General features: G+C 71.0%; 15 protein-coding genes, 2 tRNA genes and 1 pseudogene. 8 read left to right on the top strand and 10 right to left on the bottom strand.

Annotated features, from left to right (window positions below; all coding sequences use genetic code 11):
- Window positions 1-38 precede the first annotated feature (38 nt).
- The 3 genes from LIV37_RS26095 (at window position 39) to LIV37_RS26090 (ending at window position 1,289) form a co-directional block, all read left to right on the top strand.
- On the top strand, window positions 39-500 hold the full coding sequence (locus LIV37_RS26095) for an ATP-binding protein (protein ID WP_121825265.1): 462 nt from the start codon (window positions 39-41) through the stop codon (window positions 498-500).
- Window positions 497-790, top strand: coding sequence for a DUF7848 domain-containing protein (locus LIV37_RS53055; RefSeq protein ID WP_455569395.1), 294 nt, complete (start codon window positions 497-499; stop codon window positions 788-790). Before LIV37_RS26095 ends, LIV37_RS53055 begins: the two co-directional genes overlap by 4 nt.
- 127 nt (window positions 791-917) lie before the next feature.
- Window positions 918-1,289, top strand: coding sequence for a tyrosine-type recombinase/integrase (locus LIV37_RS26090; protein ID WP_020870087.1), 372 nt, complete (start codon window positions 918-920; stop codon window positions 1,287-1,289).
- A gap of 90 nt (window positions 1,290-1,379) precedes the next feature.
- Here LIV37_RS26090 and LIV37_RS26085 read toward each other — a convergent pair.
- Window positions 1,380-1,452, bottom strand: a tRNA-Arg gene (locus tag LIV37_RS26085).
- Window positions 1,453-2,179: 727 nt separating this feature from the next.
- On the opposite strand from LIV37_RS26085, the gene LIV37_RS26080 reads away from it, so the two are divergent.
- A complete protein-coding gene (locus LIV37_RS26080; RefSeq protein ID WP_121824500.1) occupies window positions 2,180-3,415 on the top strand; it encodes an IS110 family RNA-guided transposase in 1,236 nt (411 codons plus the stop codon).
- A 3-nt stretch (window positions 3,416-3,418) separates the two neighbouring features.
- On the opposite strand, the pseudogene LIV37_RS26075 reads toward LIV37_RS26080, so the two are convergent.
- Window positions 3,419-3,910, bottom strand: a pseudogene (locus tag LIV37_RS26075) (IS5 family transposase); the annotation flags it as partial.
- 35 nt (window positions 3,911-3,945) lie between these two features.
- On the bottom strand, window positions 3,946-4,473 hold the full coding sequence (locus LIV37_RS26070; protein WP_121825266.1) for a DapH/DapD/GlmU-related protein: 528 nt from the start codon (window positions 4,471-4,473) through the stop codon (window positions 3,946-3,948).
- A gap of 114 nt (window positions 4,474-4,587) precedes the next feature.
- On the opposite strand from LIV37_RS26070, the gene LIV37_RS26065 reads away from it, so the two are divergent.
- Together LIV37_RS26065 and LIV37_RS26060 are read left to right on the top strand one after the other, a co-directional pair.
- Complete coding sequence (locus LIV37_RS26065; RefSeq protein ID WP_020870084.1) at window positions 4,588-5,517, top strand: LysR family transcriptional regulator; 930 nt, start codon at window positions 4,588-4,590, stop codon at window positions 5,515-5,517.
- 338 nt (window positions 5,518-5,855) lie between these two features.
- The gene (locus tag LIV37_RS26060; protein WP_020870083.1) at window positions 5,856-6,305 is read left to right on the top strand and encodes a tyrosine-type recombinase/integrase; all 450 of its coding nucleotides are present in this window, start codon (window positions 5,856-5,858) and stop codon (window positions 6,303-6,305) included.
- A 23-nt stretch (window positions 6,306-6,328) separates the two neighbouring features.
- Here LIV37_RS26060 and LIV37_RS26055 read toward each other — a convergent pair.
- A tRNA-Ser gene (locus LIV37_RS26055) sits at window positions 6,329-6,419 on the bottom strand.
- 304 nt (window positions 6,420-6,723) lie between these two features.
- On the opposite strand from LIV37_RS26055, the gene LIV37_RS26050 reads away from it, so the two are divergent.
- Together LIV37_RS26050 and LIV37_RS26045 are read left to right on the top strand one after the other, a co-directional pair.
- Entirely contained in the window at window positions 6,724-7,173 is a 450-nt protein-coding gene (locus LIV37_RS26050; RefSeq protein ID WP_020870082.1) for an SSI family serine proteinase inhibitor, read from the top strand.
- Between the two features lie 213 nt (window positions 7,174-7,386).
- On the top strand, window positions 7,387-12,021 hold the full coding sequence (locus tag LIV37_RS26045; protein ID WP_185057994.1) for a PAS domain-containing protein: 4,635 nt from the start codon (window positions 7,387-7,389) through the stop codon (window positions 12,019-12,021).
- A gap of 127 nt (window positions 12,022-12,148) precedes the next feature.
- Here LIV37_RS26045 and LIV37_RS26040 read toward each other — a convergent pair whose 3' ends face one another.
- The 6 genes from LIV37_RS26040 to LIV37_RS26015 form a co-directional block, all read right to left on the bottom strand.
- Window positions 12,149-13,804, bottom strand: a complete 1,656-nt coding sequence (locus tag LIV37_RS26040) for a long-chain fatty acid--CoA ligase (protein WP_020870079.1) — start codon at window positions 13,802-13,804, stop codon at window positions 12,149-12,151.
- A gap of 97 nt (window positions 13,805-13,901) precedes the next feature.
- Window positions 13,902-14,432, bottom strand: a complete 531-nt coding sequence (locus tag LIV37_RS26035; protein ID WP_020870078.1) for a SigE family RNA polymerase sigma factor — start codon at window positions 14,430-14,432, stop codon at window positions 13,902-13,904.
- Window positions 14,433-14,588: 156 nt separating this feature from the next.
- Entirely contained in the window at window positions 14,589-15,458 is an 870-nt protein-coding gene (locus tag LIV37_RS26030; RefSeq protein ID WP_020870077.1) for a DUF1906 domain-containing protein, read from the bottom strand.
- Window positions 15,459-15,511: 53 nt separating this feature from the next.
- Window positions 15,512-16,678, bottom strand: coding sequence for a lipid-transfer protein (locus LIV37_RS26025; protein WP_020870076.1), 1,167 nt, complete (start codon window positions 16,676-16,678; stop codon window positions 15,512-15,514).
- Complete coding sequence (locus tag LIV37_RS26020; protein WP_020870075.1) at window positions 16,675-17,160, bottom strand: MaoC family dehydratase; 486 nt, start codon at window positions 17,158-17,160, stop codon at window positions 16,675-16,677. The genes LIV37_RS26025 and LIV37_RS26020 overlap by 4 nt, the downstream gene beginning before the upstream one ends.
- Before the next feature lie 24 nt (window positions 17,161-17,184).
- Window positions 17,185-18,189 carry a bifunctional MaoC family dehydratase N-terminal/OB-fold nucleic acid binding domain-containing protein gene (locus LIV37_RS26015; RefSeq protein ID WP_020870074.1) on the bottom strand — a complete coding sequence of 335 codons (1,005 nt, stop codon included), beginning with the start codon at window positions 18,187-18,189 and terminating at the stop codon, window positions 17,185-17,187.
- Window positions 18,190-18,283: the final 94 nt, after the last annotated feature.

Genomic DNA, 18,283 nt, shown 5'->3' with positions numbered 1-18,283 from the left:
TGTCCCGATGAGGGCGTCTCACCTGCACGCTTGTGGCCATGAAGCCAGAGCTGACAGGCCCGGATGGACGCGTGGTGGTGAGGCGTTGGACCCGCCACCCCCGCTGTGTCGCCCTGGCCCGAGCCGACTTGCGGAAGGCTCTGGCTGGTTGGGGGCTGATCGCGGTCGAAGAGGCCGCGCTGTTGGTGCTGTCCGAATTGATAACGAACGCCGTGCGTCATGCACGGGTGCCGGGGCGCCAGATCGAGACGCGCTACCTGCACCAGGGCGACAAGGTGCGGATCGAGGTTCACGACGCGGCCGACCAGTTGCCCAAGCTGAGGGCTCCGACCCTCGAATCGGTACGCGGCCGAGGGCTGGTCCTGGTGGAAACGCTCGCCGATCAGTGGGGCGTCACCCCACGGCCAGCGGTGGGCAAGGTGGTCTGGGCAGTCCTCGCACTTCCTGCCGACGATCGGGCCTCACTGGCCAGTGGAGAGCGTAGAGAGGGGCAGTCGTGACGACCGCCGGAAACTCCGTAACACGGCAGGGCGATTGGACCCTGTGGACCCTGAGCACAGACGTCACCGGGAGTCCTCCGATCTTGGAGGCCGAATGCACGACGTGTGACGACTCATCCGGGGCGACTGAAGAGGCCAAGCAGCCGGAGGTGTGGTGCCTGCGTCACGCGAACCAGACAGGCCACACGGGATTCCGGATGATCATCACGAGCTTTTTCCGCGCATCCATGGCGAACGTGGGCTCTTCCGCGACGGCTGCGCGAGGCCGAACGGCGACGCCTGACGCGTAGCCCCTCAAGGCTGGGCGGGGGTCGCAGTCGTGGAGGGACCGGCGGCCCCCGCCCTCAACAACTTCAGACCTGAAGCCGGACCACCCCTCAAACCCTGGCAGGCGCGGGGTGGTCCGGCGGAGAGTCCATGATCAGGACCCCGGTGCCGATGGTACCGGGGCGGTTGTCGTGCTCGCTTCGACTCTGCCCGTCAGTACGAGCCGAACCGCGCGACCTGAACCGCGCCTTCACTCTCCTGTGCGACAAGGCGGGCGTCCGGCGCGTCCGCTTCCATGACCTCCGGCACACCTGCGCCTCTCTGCTCCACGAGAAGGGGGCCGACGCCCGGATGATCATGGAAGTGCTTGGGCACAGTTCGATCCGCGTGACGATGGACATCTACACCTTCGTCCGGCTGGACTCGCAGCGCTCAGCCTTCGATCGCGTCGGCAACGCCCTGCGTGACATCAGCGGCGACGATGACGATGACCGCCCGAGCGGCGGCGCCGTACCCGCTTGATCGCGTCCCCCGGCGGTTGATGTCAGAACTGATGTCACTGCATACGCAAGAGGCCCCTTCCGATGATCGGAAGGGGCCTCTGAGCTGGTGCGCGCTCGGCAGGATTCGAACCTGCAACCTCTTGATCCGTAGTCAAGTGCTCTATCCGTTAAGCTACGAGCGCTTGGCTTCCCGGCGGTTTTTCTTGCCGGTCGGCGTTGCGGGGACAACATTACATGACCTGTGCCGTCAGGCGAAATCCGTTTCCCTCACCCCAGCTGACCTGCGAAAACTCCACTTTTGAGGGCCTGCGGGGTTGCTCTCGCGAGGCCCCCGGAAGTCCGCCTTCGCGTCACGAGTTGCTTGAGGAGCGAGGGCGGGTGCCACGGAAAGCCACGAATACGTCACATTGCGTTGCCTCCGCTTCGCGGCGCAGTTGCGTGATCATTCGTGGCGGGTCCGGGAACGACACAGGGGGCCCGATTACCGTCCACGGCATGGTGGATCTAATAGCTCAGCAGTGAGCCCGTGCACGTATGTGCAAGGGCCCACCGTGTGAGGTGGAAGCCTGCCGCCGTTCTGGGACTGTGATCCCTTTGGTCAGACCGGCCTCCCCCTCTCATGCCGCCGGGCGGAGGCCCGAGGTGGATCCGGGGACGCGATCCCTCCACGAAGACCGCGCCCCGCCCGGTGGCACCCAGCAAGGTTTCATGTCCCCAGCCCGCCGGCAGGGGCCGACCTCTCAGCAGTTCGCGAGCCCGGAGCTCTCCAACAGGCCGAGGTCCCTGCCGGTCGCTGGAGACACGAACGGCTCATGAGATGGCGTGCCCCGAGCACTTCTATTAGAGCGCCGCGTGCTCCGCACGGAGCTGACCAGCGCATTGACACAGTGCACGGACGGGAGAACGACGTTGAACAAGGTCTTCTGCGGGATCGACTGGGCCGAGAACCACCACGACATCGCCCTGGTCGACCAGGACGGCACCCAGCTGGCCAAGCAGCGCATCAGTGACGACAGCGCCGGATTTCACGCCCTGCTGGAACTGCTCGCCCGCCACGGCGACACTCCGGAAGACCCCATACCGGTGGCCATCGAGACCCCGCGCGGCCTGCTGGTCGCATGCCTGCGCGCCACCGGCCGGAAGATCTACGCCATCAACCCGCTGGCCGCCGCTCGTTACCGCGATCGCAGCAGCGTCGCCCGCGCCAAATCGGACGCCGCCGATGCCCGCGTCCTGGCGAACATCCTGCGCACCGACATGGCCGCTCACCGGCCGCTGCCCGCCGACAGCGAACTCGCCCAGGCCGTCGCCGTCCTCGCCCGAGCCCACCAGGACGCCATTTGGGACAAGACCCAGATGGTCAACCGGCTCCGCTCCCACCTGCGCGAGTACTACCCTGGCGCCCTCGCCGCCTTCCACGGCAGCGGCAGCCTGGGCCTTGACTCGGCACACGCCCGCGCGGTCCTGGCCGCGGCGCCCACCCCGGCGACAGCGGCCCGGCTCACTCGCAGCCGACTACGCGCCCTGCTCAAGCGAGCCGGACGGCTTCGGCGCGGGATCGAGGCCGAGGCCGAGCGACTCCGGGAGATCTTCCGCAGGGAGTACCTGCACCAGCTGCCGCAGGTCGAACAAGCCATGGGCAAGCAGACCCAGGCCCTCACCCAGCAACTCGACGCGGCCTGCCGCAGCGTTGACGACCTCACGGCGGCCACCGAGGAAGCGTTCTCCGCCCATCCGGACGCGGAGATCATCACCAGCTTTCCCGGCCTGTCGGTCATGTCCGGAGCCCGCGTCCTGGCCGAGGTCGGCGATGACCGGGCACGGTTCGCCGATGCCCGGGCACTGAAGGCATACGCCGGCGCGGCACCCGTGACACGGGCCTCCGGCCGCAGCCATGTCGTGGTCGCCAGGACCGTCAAGAACCAACGCCTGGCCTCCGTGGGCTACATGTGGGCGTTCGCAGCCTTGCGCTCACACGAGCCCCGTGAACACTACGACCGTCGACGCGGCGGTGGTGAACGGCACACCGCAGCCTTGCGGAACCTGTTCAACAAGCTCCTCGGCTGTCTCTACCACTGTCTGCGGAACCGCACCGCCTACGACCCGGAGCGAGCCTTCGCCCCACACGTCGCACTCGCCGCCTGACCGCCGAAGTTGACTTTCAGCGACATGAGATGTCTTCGTGGTCAGACCGCCGCGGGATCGGCTGATGGGGTGCCCAGCGGGCTCTCGGCGGCCGTCGAGGCCCTGCCCTCGGGCTGCGGGCGGGCACTTCTCGGGGCGGCGGGTGTTGGTGGCGTGCTGGTGGGCCCGGGTGATGGTGGAGTCCACCCGCCACCCGCCACCCGCCACCCGCCAGTCGATCAGCCCGTCGTCGTCTGCGCGGGCGAGCAGGACGCCGAGTACGCGGTCCCAGGTCCCGTCGGCGGCCCAGCGGCGGTGGCTGGCCCACACGGTCTTCCAGGATTCGAATCCGGCTGGGAGGTCTCGCCAAGGGATACCGGTGCGGTACCGGTAGGCGATCGCCTCCACAATGCAGCGGTGATCGGCCCACGGCCTGCCGCGACGACCGGTACTCGAGGGCAGCAGAGGTTGGCTGCGGTCCCACTGCCGGTCGGTCAGCCGGGCGTTACGAGGCATCAGGATCAGAACGCAGAGGTGCTGCCCGGCCGGGCTCAGTCGATCGTCTTAATCACCCGGGCGGGCACTCCCGCGACCACGGTGCCGCCAGGGACATCACGAGTGACCACCGCACCGGCAGCGACCACCGCGCCTGCGCCGATGGTCACCCCTTGCGTGATCACGGCAGCCGTCCCGATCCAGACGTCTTCCTCGATGACGATCGGGGCGAAGGAGAGGTACTCGCGGCGCTCGGCCAGGGGCAGTGGGTGGCCTCCGGTGATGAGGCTGACCTTGGGGGCGATCATGACGCCGTTCCCGATACGGATGCCTCCCTTGTCCATGAAGGTGCATCCCTGGTTGACGAAGACGTTTTCCCCGAACGTTGTGTTCAGCCCGTTCTCGGTGAAGAACGGCGGGTAGATCACCACCGACTCCGGCAGCGGGCCGCCGAACACAACAGAAAGTAGTTCCGCACGACCTTCGCTGTCGCTGAACGGAAGCACGTTCAGTCGAGACGTCGCATCGGTCACCTCCACGATCCGTTCCGCATGACGCGCGAACTCAGACGTCTGTACATACATGACCTGCTCTGTGCGGGTGGACATGTGCTGATCCCACCACCGCGCAGAACACAGGATCAAACAACCCTGCACCACACCAGACACAACCAATGGTTGTGGAAGTAGGGTGGAAGCGTGGATGTTGAAGCACTGCGGACGTTCGTTGCCGTCGCCGAGACCGGCCAGTTCCAGGGCGCGGCCGACGAGCTGGGGATCAGCCAGCAGGCGGTCTCCAAGCGGATTGCGGCCCTGGAGAGGCACATCGAGGTCACGCTCCTGGTGCGGACGTCCCGAGGCTCCCGGCTGAACCTGGACGGGAAGGTCTTCTTGCCGCACGCCAAGAAAGTCCTGGCGGTCATCGAGCAGGCCGAGCGGGCCGTGCACCCCGGAAGCCGTCCCTTGCGTGTCGATGTCCTCAATCGGCGCATCTCCCCGGCCCAGGCCGTCTATCGGTTTTACCGCTCCCACCCCGAGACGGACCTGGACGCGGTCACGCTGAGCAAGGAGAACGCCGCCCAGGCCGTCCAAGCGGTGCTCGAAGGGACCGTCGACGCGTCCTTCCGTGCCCTGCCAGCAGACCAGGTCCCGGCCGGGATCAGCGCCGAACGACTCCTGGACGTACCCCTGGAGCTCCTGGTCGGCCCCGGTCACCCGCTGGCTGACGCGCCCTGGGTCAGTCCCGCGGACCTGGGTGGTCACCGCATCTGGATCCCCGGGATCAGGCCGAGCACGGAGTGGGCAGCGTTCTACCAGGCACTGTCCGAGGCCTTCGGCCTGAGCATCGACGCGCTCGGCCCCAACTTCGGTGACGAGGCCCTGATGGACGCTCTGGCCGACTCGGCCTCGCTGGCCACCCTCGTCGGCAGCGGGGACCGGTACCTGTGGCCCCAGACCCACGACCTACGGCGCATACCGTTGCACGACCCGACCCCGGTCTACCCGCACGTGCTGCTGTCCCGCAGCGGAGATCAGCACCCTGTGCTGACCGCGCTACGCGACCATCTGCACACTGCGGGCCCACGAACCCCGCACGACGCGTGGGCACCGGACTGGGTAGCCCGCTGACCAGACGACCGAATTAACAGACACGGCTTAGCAAGCCCTCCGGTTGGTCTGGCATGGGGTTGGGACGGCCCCCTTGCCGGTGGGCGCGTTGGCAGAACGCCGGCCAGTGGTTCCGAGATGTCTTCCCGCACGCGCGAGAGGGGCGGGAACCGGGTACGGCTCGCGGAGCGTTGTGGCGGTCAGGCGTTGGCCGGTGGACTCCGACTCCGCGTGCCGGCCTCAGGCCCTTCAGTCGCATGTGGACGTCGCGAGAGTGTCCGCGTCCCCTAGGGAACGGGAACGCGGGACGGCTGCACTGGGGCGAGGCGTACCAGGAATCGGGCCGCGTATTCACGTACATGAACGGGGCTGCGCTGAAGCCGCCGGACGTCTCGCAGCGCTTCAAGCTGCTGATCAAGCGGTACAGGAAGCTACGACAGCGACACGCCGAGGGCTGGACCGTCGAGCGGATCGCACAGCGGCACCGGACGACCGTGGAGGCGGAGCACCTCGCGTCGACGATGCCGCTTCCACCGAACCGCTTCCATGATCTTCGTCACGGCGCGGCGACGATGCTGATCGCGGCTGGGGTGGACGACAAGCTCGTGAGCGAGGCCCTCGGCCATGCGTCCGTGAACTTCACCAAGGACGTGTACGCAGTCGTCGCCGAGGAGCTGGCTGAGGACGCTGCTCGCAAGATCTCGGCGTTCATCCCCCGCCAGAAGCGATCCGCGGCGGTTGGTGCCATCACTGTGCCATCCGGCCGCGAATCATGGCCGCGGAAACAACACAGGGAGCCTGCGCCATAGACACAGACTCCCTGGTCGGAGAGCGGAGGCTGAGGGATTTGAACCCTCGATGGGCTTTAGGGCCCAAACCGCATTAGCAGTGCGGCGCCATAGACCAGACTAGGCGAAGCCTCCAACACACCGGTCGCTCGCGTGAGCGCGAGGTGGCGTGTGCAGATGATGTCACAGCCCAGTGGGATGTCACCAATCGCGGACTACGGTACTCGGCGGGCGGGGCCCATCGCAAAGCCCTAATAGGGGGTGGGGGGAGCTCGGCCCGTACGGCGGAGCGCGCCCCTTACGGCCGGAGGGGCCCTTATGGCGCGCACGGCGCCTTACGCGCGCACAGCCCCTTACGGCGGAGCAACGCGCGCGGCGGCGGCGCGTTAGACGGGGCGGGGGCAGCGCGTCCCCGACTGATCACACCAGGAGTGCCCCCATGCCCCTGCTGCACCGCCTCGCCGTCACCGCCGCGCTGACGACCGCCGCCACCGCGGGCGCGCTGGCACCCGCCGCGGCCACGCCGCTGCCGCTGCCCCTGCCGTTCGACGGGGAGAGCGCCGACCGGCTTGTGATCACCGTGAGTGAGACGGGTGAGGCCGACGACGCCGCGACGTTTCTGCTGAACTGCCACCCGACCGGCGGTACGCACCCCCGGGCGCGGGCCGCGTGCAGGCAGCTGGATTCGCAGACGGTGTGGGGCCGGGATCCGTTCGCGCCGGTGTCGCCGGACGCGATGTGCACCGGGCAGTACGGCGGGCCTGCCACGGCTCGGGTGACGGGGCACTGGGCGGGGCGTCCCGTCAACGCCTGGTTCAACCGCACCAACGGGTGTGAAATCGCCCGATGGAATCGGTTCTCCGTCGTTTTGCGCACGCCTGGGAGCTGACCTGGGGATTGGGCCGGGAGTGAGAGGAGAAGAGCCCGGTGAAGTTTGTCCGGGCGTGCGTCGAGACGCGTACGTCGCGCTGCGACCTCCCTCTCATCCGCCGTCGCGTCCGGCGCTGGTGCCCGTAGACTCCCCTAGAGACACTCCGCAGATGGGACGGCAGAATGACCGCGGGTGTCAGCAAGGTGCGGTAGTCAGGGAGGAAGCGTCGTCGTGAGCAGCAGGCCATCCCGAGGCGCTGCTCGCCTCGCGGCGATACTCGACGCCCTCCCGGACGCGCTGTTGCTGGTCAACTGCAACGGCACGATCGTCAACGCCAACCACCACGCGCTGGAGTCCTTCGAGGCTCCGGGCACCGCCCTGGTCGGCCGTGGTCTGCTCGATCTGCTCCCCTCCTTCGATCCCAATCGCATTCCCGGGTCGATGCGGCGCCCCGACGAGACACAGGGGGACGGCAGCAAGCCGACCCGGATGATGGCCCGGCGCACCGACGGGGCGCAGTTCCCCGTCGAGGTGACCAGCGCGAATCTGGAGGACGGGCGGACTCCTTACGCCGATCAGTACAGCTACACCGGCGATGAGCTGCTGATGCTCATCGTGCGCGACCTGACCGGGACGCTCGACACCGAGGCCGAACTCGCCCGTCAGCAGCGCCAGACCGAGATGATCCTGCGCGCGGCGGCGGAGGGCGTGGTCGGCGTGGACACCGAGGGCAAGGTGGTCCTCGTCAACCCGTCCGCCGCGCAGATCCTCGGCTACCGGGCCAGCGACATGGGCGGTCAGGAGCTTCACTCTCTTGTACACCACTCGCGCCCGGACGGTTCCCCCTTCCCGTACGAGGAATCGCCCCTCGCCGACACCCTGCGCTCCGGCCGCAAGCACCGGGTGCGCGGCCAGGTGCTGTGGGCGAAGGACGGAAGCCAGGTCCCGGTCGATCTGACCACCGCGCCCGTCCGCGACGGCGACCAACTCGTGGGCGCCGTGCTGACCTTCACCGACCGACGGGCCGAGAAGGCCATGGCGGCCGAGCACGCCGAGGAGGTCGAGAGCCTCACCTCCCGGCACACGGAGAAGGTCGAGAGCCTCACCACCCGGCACGCCGAGGAGCTGGAGGGGCTCACCACCCAGCACACGAAGGCCCTGGAGGAGCTGCGGACGCGGCTCACCGAGGAGCGCGCGCGGTACGCGGCACAGCTGGAGTCCGCCACCGCCCGGAACAGCCAGCTGCTCGCCGTGCTGGACCAGTCCCTGCGCGGACCGCTGCTGCAGCTGCGCCGTGAGCTCGGCGTGCTCGCCGACGACCCGGCCGGGCAGCTGTGGCCCGAGGCCAACCAGATCCTGCACCACCTCGCCGCCGGCTACACCCGGATGACCACGCTCGTCGACAACGTCCTGAGCTATCAGCGGCTCGACTCGAGCGGCGAGGAGCTGGCCCGCCGTACGGTCTCGATGGACGAGGTCGTATCGGCCGGTGTCGAGGGCGCGGTCGAGCTGATCGGGCCGGGGCGCGCGCAGTTCGCCGTGCACGCCCCGCCGATCGACGCCGAGGTGGACGCGGAGCGGCTGGCCCAGGCGCTCGCCCATCTGATCGCGGACGTGGCAGGGGTCGATTCCACCGGCAACGCCGCCTCGGGCGTCGCGGCGAGCGACTCCACGATCGTGGTCGCGGCGGCGCAGCGCGGCGATGTCGTACGGATCGAGGTCCGCGGACCGTACGCGGGCGGCGACCCGGTGCACGAGCCGATCGTGCGCGGGATCGTGCGCCTGCACGGGGGCGTGCTCCAGACCCATGAGATGCCGGGCATGGGCGGGCACGCGTACGTCCTGGAGGTACCGATGTCGGCGGCGGCAGCCGCCGAGCAGAAGCGCATGGACGGTGACGCCGCCGGACAGAGCGGCGGTACGCAGGGGCAGGGCACCTCGGGCACGGGCACGGGTGCCGGTACGGGCACGGGTGCCGGTACGGGTACGGGTGCCGGTATGGGCGCGGGCACGGCGGGCGGCAACGCCACCGGCCAGACCCCGACCGGACGCCGCGCCCGGCACGGAGGGGCCCCCGGCGACACGCCGGGCGGCACCAGCGGCGGAGGCACGCAGGGCGGCGGCACTCAGGGGAACGGTACGCAGGGCGGCGGCACGCACGGCAACGGCACGCAGGGCGGTACGCCTCCGCCCAACCTCCGTAAGGCCGACCCGCGTAAGGCCGACCCGCGTACGGCCGAGCCCCACACGGCCGATCCCCGTACGGTCGACCCGCGCACCGCCGCTCCGCAGGGCGCCCCGGGGACGGCCCCTGACGCGCCCGCGACCTCACCCGCCGCGCTGCCCGCGGTCGTCGGCGAGAACACCGCGGCCCAGCAGCAGAACGCGGCCGAGCCCGCGAACCCGCCACGGCCCACCGGACGGCGCAGGGCGCGCCCCCATCCCGACGAGGACCCGGCGGCGGCCAGGGCCGCGAACCCCGGCCAGAACTCCGAGGGAGCCGCCACCGGCAGCCATCGCCACGCTCGCGGCGGCGCACCGGAAGCGGCCGGTCCGCAACCGACGGGCCCCGCCGCCATGGGCGTTGTGCCGCCGCAGGGCATTCCGGCCCAGCAGCCCCAGGGCCGTCGCGCCCGGCGCGGCGCCCCGGCGCAGGAGCAGGGCGGGCCTCAGACCGCCAACGCGCCCGCCCCCGCGCAGGGTGCGGGCGGCCGACCTGCCCTCGCCCTGCCCGCGGCCTCCGCCGACACGCCCCAGCAGCCCGCCCAGCCGGCCGCGTCGGGCATGCCCGCGCTGCCCGCCGCCCGCACCCCCGAGGAACAGCAGCCCAACTGGGGCCAGGACACAAGCGGCGGTCAACCGCAGGAGGTCCCGCCCACCGGACGGCGCCGCGCCCGCCGCGCGCTGGGCGAGGCGCCCGAGCAGCCGACACCCGACCAGGCGCAGGCCCCTGGCCAGCCGCAATCGCAGCCTCAGCAGTCCCAGCCGCAGCCCGCGGGGGATCCCGGCCTCGTCCGCTCCCCCTTCGCGCTGCCCCCGGCCGCCGCCGACCGGGCGCAGCCCGGCGCGCTGCCGCCCGAACTCGGCCCGGCCGGGCTCGTCCCCGCGCAGCACGGGCCTCGCGAGGCGCGGGGCGGCGCGCCCCAGCCGCAGCAGGGCGGGGGGCTGGCCGTAAGAGGTGAGCCCGTACCGCCCAACGGCGCGGCGCGGCCCGGTGGCTGGCCGTCCGACCCCGCTCAGGGGCAGGGCCAGGACCCGCGCCGGCCTCAGCCCCAGCCGCAGGCCCAAGGCCCTCAGCCCGCCGCGTCGGGCATGCCCGCGCTGCCCGCCGCCCGCACCCCCGAGGAACAGCAGCCCAACTGGGGCCAGGACACAAGCGGCGGCCAGCCGCAGGAGGTCCCGCCCACCGTCCCGCCCACCGGACGGCGCCGCGCCCGCCGCGCGCTGGGCGAGGCACCGGAGCAGCCCCAGGCCCAGACTGGTCCGCAGCCCGCGGAGACCAGCGGGCGCCCACCGGCCCAGCAGTCGGCGCAGTCCCCCGCGCAGTGGCCGGACGCGCCCGCGCAGCCGCGTCCGCAGCCGCTGCCAGCCGAAGCCCCGCCGAGTGCCGACACCACCCAGGGGCGCGCGATCAGCGTGCGCACCCTGGGCCAAGGGGTGCCGTTCGCCCAGCAGGTGGGGGAGCAGCCCCAGGGCCGGTCCGCACAGGGCCAGCCGCAGGGACGCCCGCCGCAGGGTCAGCAGCAGACGCCCTCCGGAGGCACCAGTACGGGGGGCGGCAGGCGGCGCAAGCTGGCCGCCCGGCCCGAGATGACGGACCAGGGCGCCCCGGCAGAGCTGCAGCCGGCCGGCAACCGGGCGAACACCGGACCGCAGCCCCACACCGGGCAGCCCACGCACGGCGGCCAGCAGCCCCACACCGGACCGCAGCCCCACCCCGGTCCGCAGACCGGCGCACAGCCCCGTCCCCAGCCCGGGCCGGGGGCGCAGCCGCAGCGGGCGGTGGGCCAGTCGCAGGGCTCCGGCCGTACGTTCGCCATCGGCGCGCCGGACGAGGGCGCCGAGGGGCCGGAGCCGCTGGACGGGCCCAACGGCGCCGTCGAGATCGTCGACGACCGCACCCCGCCGCCCGACGACGAACTGCCGCCGGAGCCGCTGGACAACCCGCGCCGCCTCCTGGTGTGGCCCGCGCCGGACATGTCCACCCAGCAGGCGCTGAGCGACCGCGGCTACCGTCCGGTGATCGTGAACTCCCGTGAGGAGGTGGACGCGCAGATCGCCGCGTACCCGGCGGCGCTGTTCGTCGACCCGCTGACCGGGCCGATCACCCGGACCGCGCTGCAGTCGCTGCGTACGGCGGCGGTCGCCGCCGAGGTGCCGGTGCTGGTGACCGCGGGGCTCGGCCAGGCGACGCGCGAGGCGGCGTACGGCGCCGACCCGGCCGTCCTGCTCAAGGCGCTCGCGCCGCGCGACAGCGAGCAGCATCCGTCGCGCGTGCTGCTGATCGAGGAGCACGAGCCGATCGCGATGGCGCTGACGGCGACGCTCGAGCGGCGCGGCATGCAGGTCGCCCGCGCCGCGACGGACGCGGACGCGGTCTCGCTCGCGGCCCAGATGCGGCCGAACCTGGTGGTGATGGACCTGATGCAGGTACGCCGCCGCCGGGCCGGGATCGTCGACTGGCTGCGCGGCAACGGACTGCTCAACCGCACCCCGCTGGTCGTCTACACCTCCGCGGACATCGACCCGGCGAACCTGTCCCGGCTGGCCTCGGGCGAGACGGTGCTGTTCCTCGCGGAGCGCTCGACGAGCGCGGAGGTGCAGTCGCGGATCGTGGACCTGCTGGCGAAGATCGGCACGAACTGACGCTCGCGGCCGCCCTTACCGGCGTCGGACGAGCCCGGGGGCCTCTTCCGGCCCCGGGGCTCGTCGGCGACAGGCACGCCAGGTGTCAGCTCATCAGCAGCCCTTCACCTTGTTGACCCGGCGTTCCTCAGCCCAGCGTGGTCACGTCCAGCACCCCGTCCGCGTACTGCTTTCGGATGACCTTCTTGTCGAACTTCCCCACGCTCGTCTTCGGTACCGCCGGAATCACCGCCCAGTGCTCCGGCAGCTGCCAGCGCGCGACCCGTTCGGCGAGGAAGGCCCGCAGGCCCTCGTAGCCGACCGTGGCGCCGTCCGTGAGGACCACCGTGGCCAGCGGCCGTTCGCCCCACTTCTCGTCCGGTACGGCCACCACCGCCGCCTCGGCGACCTCCGGATGGCCCATCAGCTGGTTCTCCAGCTCGACCGAGGAGATCCACTCACCGCCGGACTTGATGACGTCCTTGGCCCGGTCCGTCAGCGTCAGATAGCAGTCGGGGCTGATGGTGCCGACGTCGCCGGTCTTCAGCCAGCCGTCCTCGGTGAACTTGTCCTCGGGGCGGAACGGCTCGCCGTCCGCCCCTCCGTAGTACGCGCTCGCGATCCACGGACCGCGTACCTCCAGCTCACCCGGCGTCTTCCCGTCCCACGGCACGAGTTCGCCGTCCGCCGAGGTCAACCGGCATTCGACGGACGACGGGAAGCGGCCCTGCGACATCCGGTACGGCCAGGCCTCCTCCGCCGTGAGACCGCCCGGCGGATGGGCCACCGAGCCGAGCGGAGAGGTCTCGGTCATGCCCCAGGCGAGGACGACATGGATGCCATGGCGCTCCTCGTACGCCTTCATCAGGGAGGGCGGGCAGGCCGCGCCGCCGATGAAGACGTTCCGCAGACAGCTCACCTCACGTGGCCTCGCGTCGAGCTCGGCGAGCAGCCCCTGCCAGACGGTGGGGACGGCGGCGGCGATGGTGGGACGCTCGCGTTCGATCATCTCGGCGAGCGGTTCGGGCTGGAGGAAGCGGTCGGGCATGAGTATCGAGGCGCCCGCCATGAAGGCGGCGTGCGGGGTGCCCCACGCGTTGGCGTGGAACATGGGCACCACCGGCAGCAGTACGTCGCCCCCGGACATCCCGAACGACTCGGCGGTGTTGACCTGCATCGAGTGCAGATAGATGGAGCGGTGGCTGTAGGCCACGCCCTTGGGGTGTCCGGTCGTCCCCGAGGTGTAGCAGAGGGCCGCGGCCTGGCGCTCGTCGATCTCCGGCCAGGCGTAACGCCGCGGCCGCCCCTCGATCAGCTCCTCGTACTCATGGACCCGGGCGGCGCAGCCGTCCAGGACGGAGCGGTCGCCGGGGCCCGCGACCACGATGTGCTTCACGGTGGTCAGGGTGGGGAGGAGCGGGGCGAGCAGCGGCAGCACGGAACCGTTGACGATGATCACGCGGTCGGCGGCGTGGTTCACGATCCAGCCGAGCTGATCGGCGGGCAGCCGGAGGTTGAGGGTGTGCAGTACCGCGCCCATGGAGGGGACCGCGAGGTACGCCTCCAGATGCTCGCAGTTGTTCCACATCAAGGTGGCCACGGCCTGCCCCGGCTCGACCCCGAGCTCATCGCGCAGCGCGTTCGCCAACTGGGTCGACCGCACCCCCACCTCGTGGAAGCTGCGCCGCTGGGGCTCGCCCTCTCCGGTCCAGGTGGTCACATGGGCCGTGCGGCCGTGCACGAGGGTCCCGTGCACGAGGATGCGGGTCACGGTCAGCGGTACGTCCTGCATCGTGCTGAGCACCGGGGCGCCTCCAGGGTTCCGGTTACGCGCGGGTTGAGGTTCCGCCGATTCTGCAGCCGACCACCTGGTATGTCACTACCCCCGGACCCCGTGGATCTCAGGCCGCGTGGCCGAGTTCCGGGTCCTCGCGGAGCTTGCCGAGGGCGCGCGAGACCGCGCTCTTGACGGTGCCGACGGACACCCCGAGCACCTCCGCCGTCTGCGCCTCGCTCAGGTCCTCGTAGTACCTGAGGACGACCATCGCCCGCTGACGGTCCGGCAACCGCAGTACGGCCCGCCACAGCGAGTCGCGGAGCACCTGCCGTTCGGCGGGGTCCGGCGCGGGCACCGTCTCGGGCTCGGGCAGCTCATCGCAGACGAATTCATCGATCTTGCGCTTGCGCCACTGCGAGGTCCGGGTGTTGACCAGGGCGCGCCGCACATAGCCATCCAGCGCGTTGTGGTCCTCGATGCGCTCCCACGCCAGGTACGTCTTGGTCAGCGCGGTCTGCAGCAGATCCTCCGCGTCGCACGCGTTGGAGGTCAGCGAGCGGGCGGTGCGCAGCAGCACGGGCCCCCGCGCCCGTACGTACGAGGTGAACGACGGGAACGCGGCGGCGGATACGCCTGTGCACACGGTCGTGGTCATGGCTCAACGCTAGAAGCGAGCAGGTCGGAGCGGATCGGCCATAAGTGCCGAAGCGCAATCAGCCTCAGGTTGTACGGGTAGTGCTGGCACCACCTCCTGCGGGGGGAGGGGGCGGTCGGAGGGTCAGGGTTCTTCCCGAGGGCGGCCCACGGGTGCTCACTTGATGATCGCGACCGGCGCGTCCACCTTGTTGCGGTCGATGCGCAGCGTCCGGCCGCCGTGCGTCACATCGACGTTGCCCCGGTACTGGTGGATGCGGCGGTGCGGCTTCCACGCGCTCTTGGCCAGCGTCGACTCCCCGTACAGCGACGGCTTCCCGTTCCAGCGCGCGAACCACATCACGGAGGGCAGGTCATGGACCCCGGCCCGGCGGGCCTGCTCCACATGGCGCACCCCGGACTCGGCGCTGCTGTAGAAGCCGGGGAAGAAGCCGCGCGAGCGGACCTCGCGGTTCCAGCCGCGGATGAAGGAGAGGGTCTTGGCGGCGCAGCTCGTCCGCTTCAGGTCGTACGCCTCCATGTCGAGGTAGAGCGCGCTGCGCTTCTTCAGGGAGAGCGCCTTGGCGCGCGCCACCGCGTCCTTGCCCTCCGCCTGCCCCTGGGAGAACGGCTTGCCGCCGATGGGCACGTGCTTCTTGTTGGTGTTGCGGACGCAAGGCGACTGGGATCCGACGAAGATGGGCAGTACGTGCCACTTCATGCTCTTGACGCCACGCATCCAGGAGACGGTGAGGTTGGGCTGGCTGGCGCAGGCCCGGCCGCGGCCCGCGTAGTAGACGCCGACGGCGCGGTAGCGGGAGCTGTTCCACGCGCGCAGGGTGGCGAGGGACGGCGCATGGCAGGTGTCGAAGGCCCAGCCCTTGAAGACCTTGGCCCCCAGGGGGCGGGGGTCGGGCAGGGCCTCCGCCGAGGCGGCGGGGGTGGCCCCGGCGACCGCGGTGGCCCCGGCGACCGCGGTGGCCATGGCCGCGGCCAGACCGGTGGCCCAGCCCGTGAGCTGCCATCTGCTCTGCTTACTTCGGGTCATATGACGAGTGAAGGTGGACCTCGGCGGCCCGATACCGCCGACACGCACGCGAGTCAGCCGTCTGCGCCGAGGAGGAGCCCGGATGTCGGTACCCCGGTGCCCGCGGTGACCAGAGTGCGGGCGGCCCCCGGCACCTGGTTGACGGAGCTGCCGCGGATCTGGCGGACGGCCTCGGCGATCCCGTTCATCCCGTGCAGATACGCCTCACCGAGCTGACCGCCGTGGGTATTGAGCGGCAGCGCGTCCTCGGCTACGAATCCGGCCGCCTCGCCGCGCCCGCAGAAGCCGAACTCCTCCAGCTGCATCAGTACGAACGGCGTGAAGTGGTCGTAGAGGATGGCCACGTCGACGTCGGCCGGGGTCAGGCCGCTGCCGCGCCACAGCTGACCGGCGACCACCCCCATCTCGGGCAGGCCGGTCAGACCGTCGCGGTAGAAGCTCGTCATCTGCTCCTGGCCGCGGCCCGCGCCCTGCGCCGCGGCCGTGATCACGGCGGGCGGACGCCGCAGGTCGCGCGCCCGCTCCACGCTGGTCACCACGATCGCCTGGCCGCCGTCCGTCTCCTGACAGCAGTCGAGCAGCCGCAGCGGCTCGACGATCCAGCGGGAGGCGGCGTGCTCGGCGAGGGTGATCGGCTTGCCGTGGAAGTACGCGGCCGGGTTGGTGGCCGCGTGGCGGCGGGCGGTGACGGCCACATGGCCGAAAACCTCGGGTGTCAGCCCATAGGCGTAGAGATAGCGCTGGGCGGCCATGGCGACCCACGAGGCCGGGGTCAGCAGCCCGAACGGCAGCGACCAGCCGAGCGCTGCCCCCTCGGCGGACGGCTCGCGGTGCTGTACGCCGGAGCCGAAGCGGCGCCCGGAGCGCTCGTTGAACGCGCGGTAGCAGACGACGACCTCGGCGACGCCCGTCGCGACGGCGAGCGCGGCCTGCTGCACGGTGGCGCAGGCCGCGCCGCCGCCGTAGTGCACGCGCGAGAAGAAGGTGAGATCGCCGATGCCGCACGCCTGCGCCACGGTGATCTCGGGGCTGGTGTCCATCGTGAACGTGACCAGCCCGTCCACGTCGGCCGGGGCGAGCCCGGCGTCGTCCAGGGCCGCCTGGACGGCCTCGACGGCCAGCTTCAGCTCACTGCGGCCCGAGTCCTTGGAGAACTCGGTGGCGCCGATGCCGACGATCGCGGCCCGGCCGCCCAGGGTGTCCGGCTTGCGGGCGCTCATCGGGGGGTGTCCGGGGTGGTGGAGGAAGCCGTGATGGGGTTGGTCCTCGGGGCGTCGGTGGTCCTCATTGGGACCTCGCCGGTTCCCGGGACGTCGCGGGGGAGCTGCACCGTGACCGTGCCGGTCACATGGTGGCCGATGCCGTTCTTACCGATGACGGCGACCTCCGCCGTGCCCCCCGCGACCGAGGTGACCTGGCCGGTCAGCACCATCTCGTCGCCCGGGTAGTTGGGCGCCCCGAGCCGGATCGCGACCTTACGGAGCCGGGCCAGCGGCCCGAAGTGATCGGTGATGTACCGGCCGACCAGTCCATTGGTGGTGAGGATGTTCATGAAGATGTCCGGGGAGCCCTTCTCCTTGGCCGCCTCGGCGTCGTGGTGCACATCCTGGTAGTCCCGGGATGCGAGGGCACCGGCGACGATCAGGGTCCGGGTGATCGGGATGCGCAGTGGGGGCAGCTCATCGCCCGTACGCACCGTCATACGACCGCCTCCTCGCGTCATCCGTTACGCCTCCGCGCCCCGGAACACCGGCAGCTCCAGCTCCTCGTCCACGCGCAGGAACTCCAGCTCGACGGGCATACCGATGCGCACCTTGTCGTAGGGCACCCCGGTGATGTCGCTGACCATCCGCACACCCTCCGCGAGCTCGATCAGGGCGACCGCGTAGGGCGGGTCGAACGCGGGGAAGGGCGGATGGTGCATGACCACGTAGCTGAACACCGTGCCGGCGCCGGACGCCTCGAACGTCTCCCACCGCTGGGAGCCGCACGCCCCGCACCCCGGCAGCCAGGGGAAGCGCGGGGTGGCGCAGTCCAGGCAGCGCTGGATGAGCAGCCGATGCCGGGCCACGCCCTCCCAGAAACCGGCGTTGTCGCGGTTGATGACGGGGCGAGGGCGGCGGGGACGGTCGGCCGTCGGCTCCGGCCCGCGCGTCGATTCCGGCTTCCGCGTGGGCTCCGGCTTCCGCGTCGGCTCCGGCTTCGCCGCTTTCTTTGGCCGCGCGGGTGCGTACTTGAGGATGCGGAAGCGGTGGGTGCCGACCAGCTCCCCGTCCCCGTCCCCGGCGCGGACGTTCATCCGGGTGGTGACGAAGTGTCCGGTGCCCAGCTTGGTGGTCTTGCGCGGCGACACCGACTCGATCACCGCGTCGAAGGTGACCCGGTCGCCGGGGCGCAGCGGCCGCAGGTACTCCTGCTCGCAGTCGGTGGCGACCACCGAGGTGCAGCCCGCGTCGTCGAGCAGCGCCAGCAGCTCGTCGTACGCCTCGGAGCGGGCCGAACCACCGGGGTGCCCGGCCAGCCCGCCCATCGTCCACGCCTGGAGCATCGTGGGCGGGGCGACAGCCGGATAGGCGGGGTTGGTGTCGCCCATGGCCTCGCACCAGTGTCTGATCATGGGCTCGTTGACGGGGTCCCTGCCCGCGCCACCGCTCGCGGCCGTCCGCCCCTCGTACGCCTTCAGCCGTCCGTACAGCTCTTCCGGGTCAACGTCCAGGTCATCACGCGTCATCGCTTCCCCTGCCGCATGTCCGCCGTAGAAAGCAATCTGACTATCCGTCAGATAAATCGACGCTGTCAAGGACGAACCCCGAAGCACGGCACAC

Origin of the sequence: Streptomyces rapamycinicus NRRL 5491, from assembly GCF_024298965.1 — a bacterium.
GTDB classification, from domain to species: Bacteria; Actinomycetota; Actinomycetes; order Streptomycetales; family Streptomycetaceae; genus Streptomyces; species Streptomyces rapamycinicus.
The sequence above is the reverse complement of the archived record's forward strand: the minus strand, read 5'-3'. Positions and strand labels throughout refer to the sequence as shown.

Bases quoted from the DNA above. Each gene is read 5' to 3' on its own strand.
- LIV37_RS26095 (WP_121825265.1), top strand. From the start codon at position 39: ATGAAGCCAGAGCTGACAGGCCCGGATGGACGCGTGGTGGTGAGGCGT.
- LIV37_RS26090 (WP_020870087.1), top strand. From the start codon at position 918: ATGATCAGGACCCCGGTGCCGATGGTACCGGGGCGGTTGTCGTGCTCG.
- LIV37_RS26070 (WP_121825266.1), bottom strand. From the start codon at position 4,473: ATGTATGTACAGACGTCTGAGTTCGCGCGTCATGCGGAACGGATCGTG.
- LIV37_RS26060 (WP_020870083.1), top strand. From the start codon at position 5,856: ATGAACGGGGCTGCGCTGAAGCCGCCGGACGTCTCGCAGCGCTTCAAG.
- LIV37_RS26050 (WP_020870082.1), top strand. From the start codon at position 6,724: ATGCCCCTGCTGCACCGCCTCGCCGTCACCGCCGCGCTGACGACCGCC.
- LIV37_RS26035 (WP_020870078.1), bottom strand. From the start codon at position 14,432: ATGACCACGACCGTGTGCACAGGCGTATCCGCCGCCGCGTTCCCGTCG.
- LIV37_RS26030 (WP_020870077.1), bottom strand. From the start codon at position 15,458: ATGACCCGAAGTAAGCAGAGCAGATGGCAGCTCACGGGCTGGGCCACC.
- LIV37_RS26025 (WP_020870076.1), bottom strand. From the start codon at position 16,678: ATGAGCGCCCGCAAGCCGGACACCCTGGGCGGCCGGGCCGCGATCGTC.
- LIV37_RS26020 (WP_020870075.1), bottom strand. From the start codon at position 17,160: ATGACGGTGCGTACGGGCGATGAGCTGCCCCCACTGCGCATCCCGATC.
- LIV37_RS26015 (WP_020870074.1), bottom strand. From the start codon at position 18,189: ATGACGCGTGATGACCTGGACGTTGACCCGGAAGAGCTGTACGGACGG.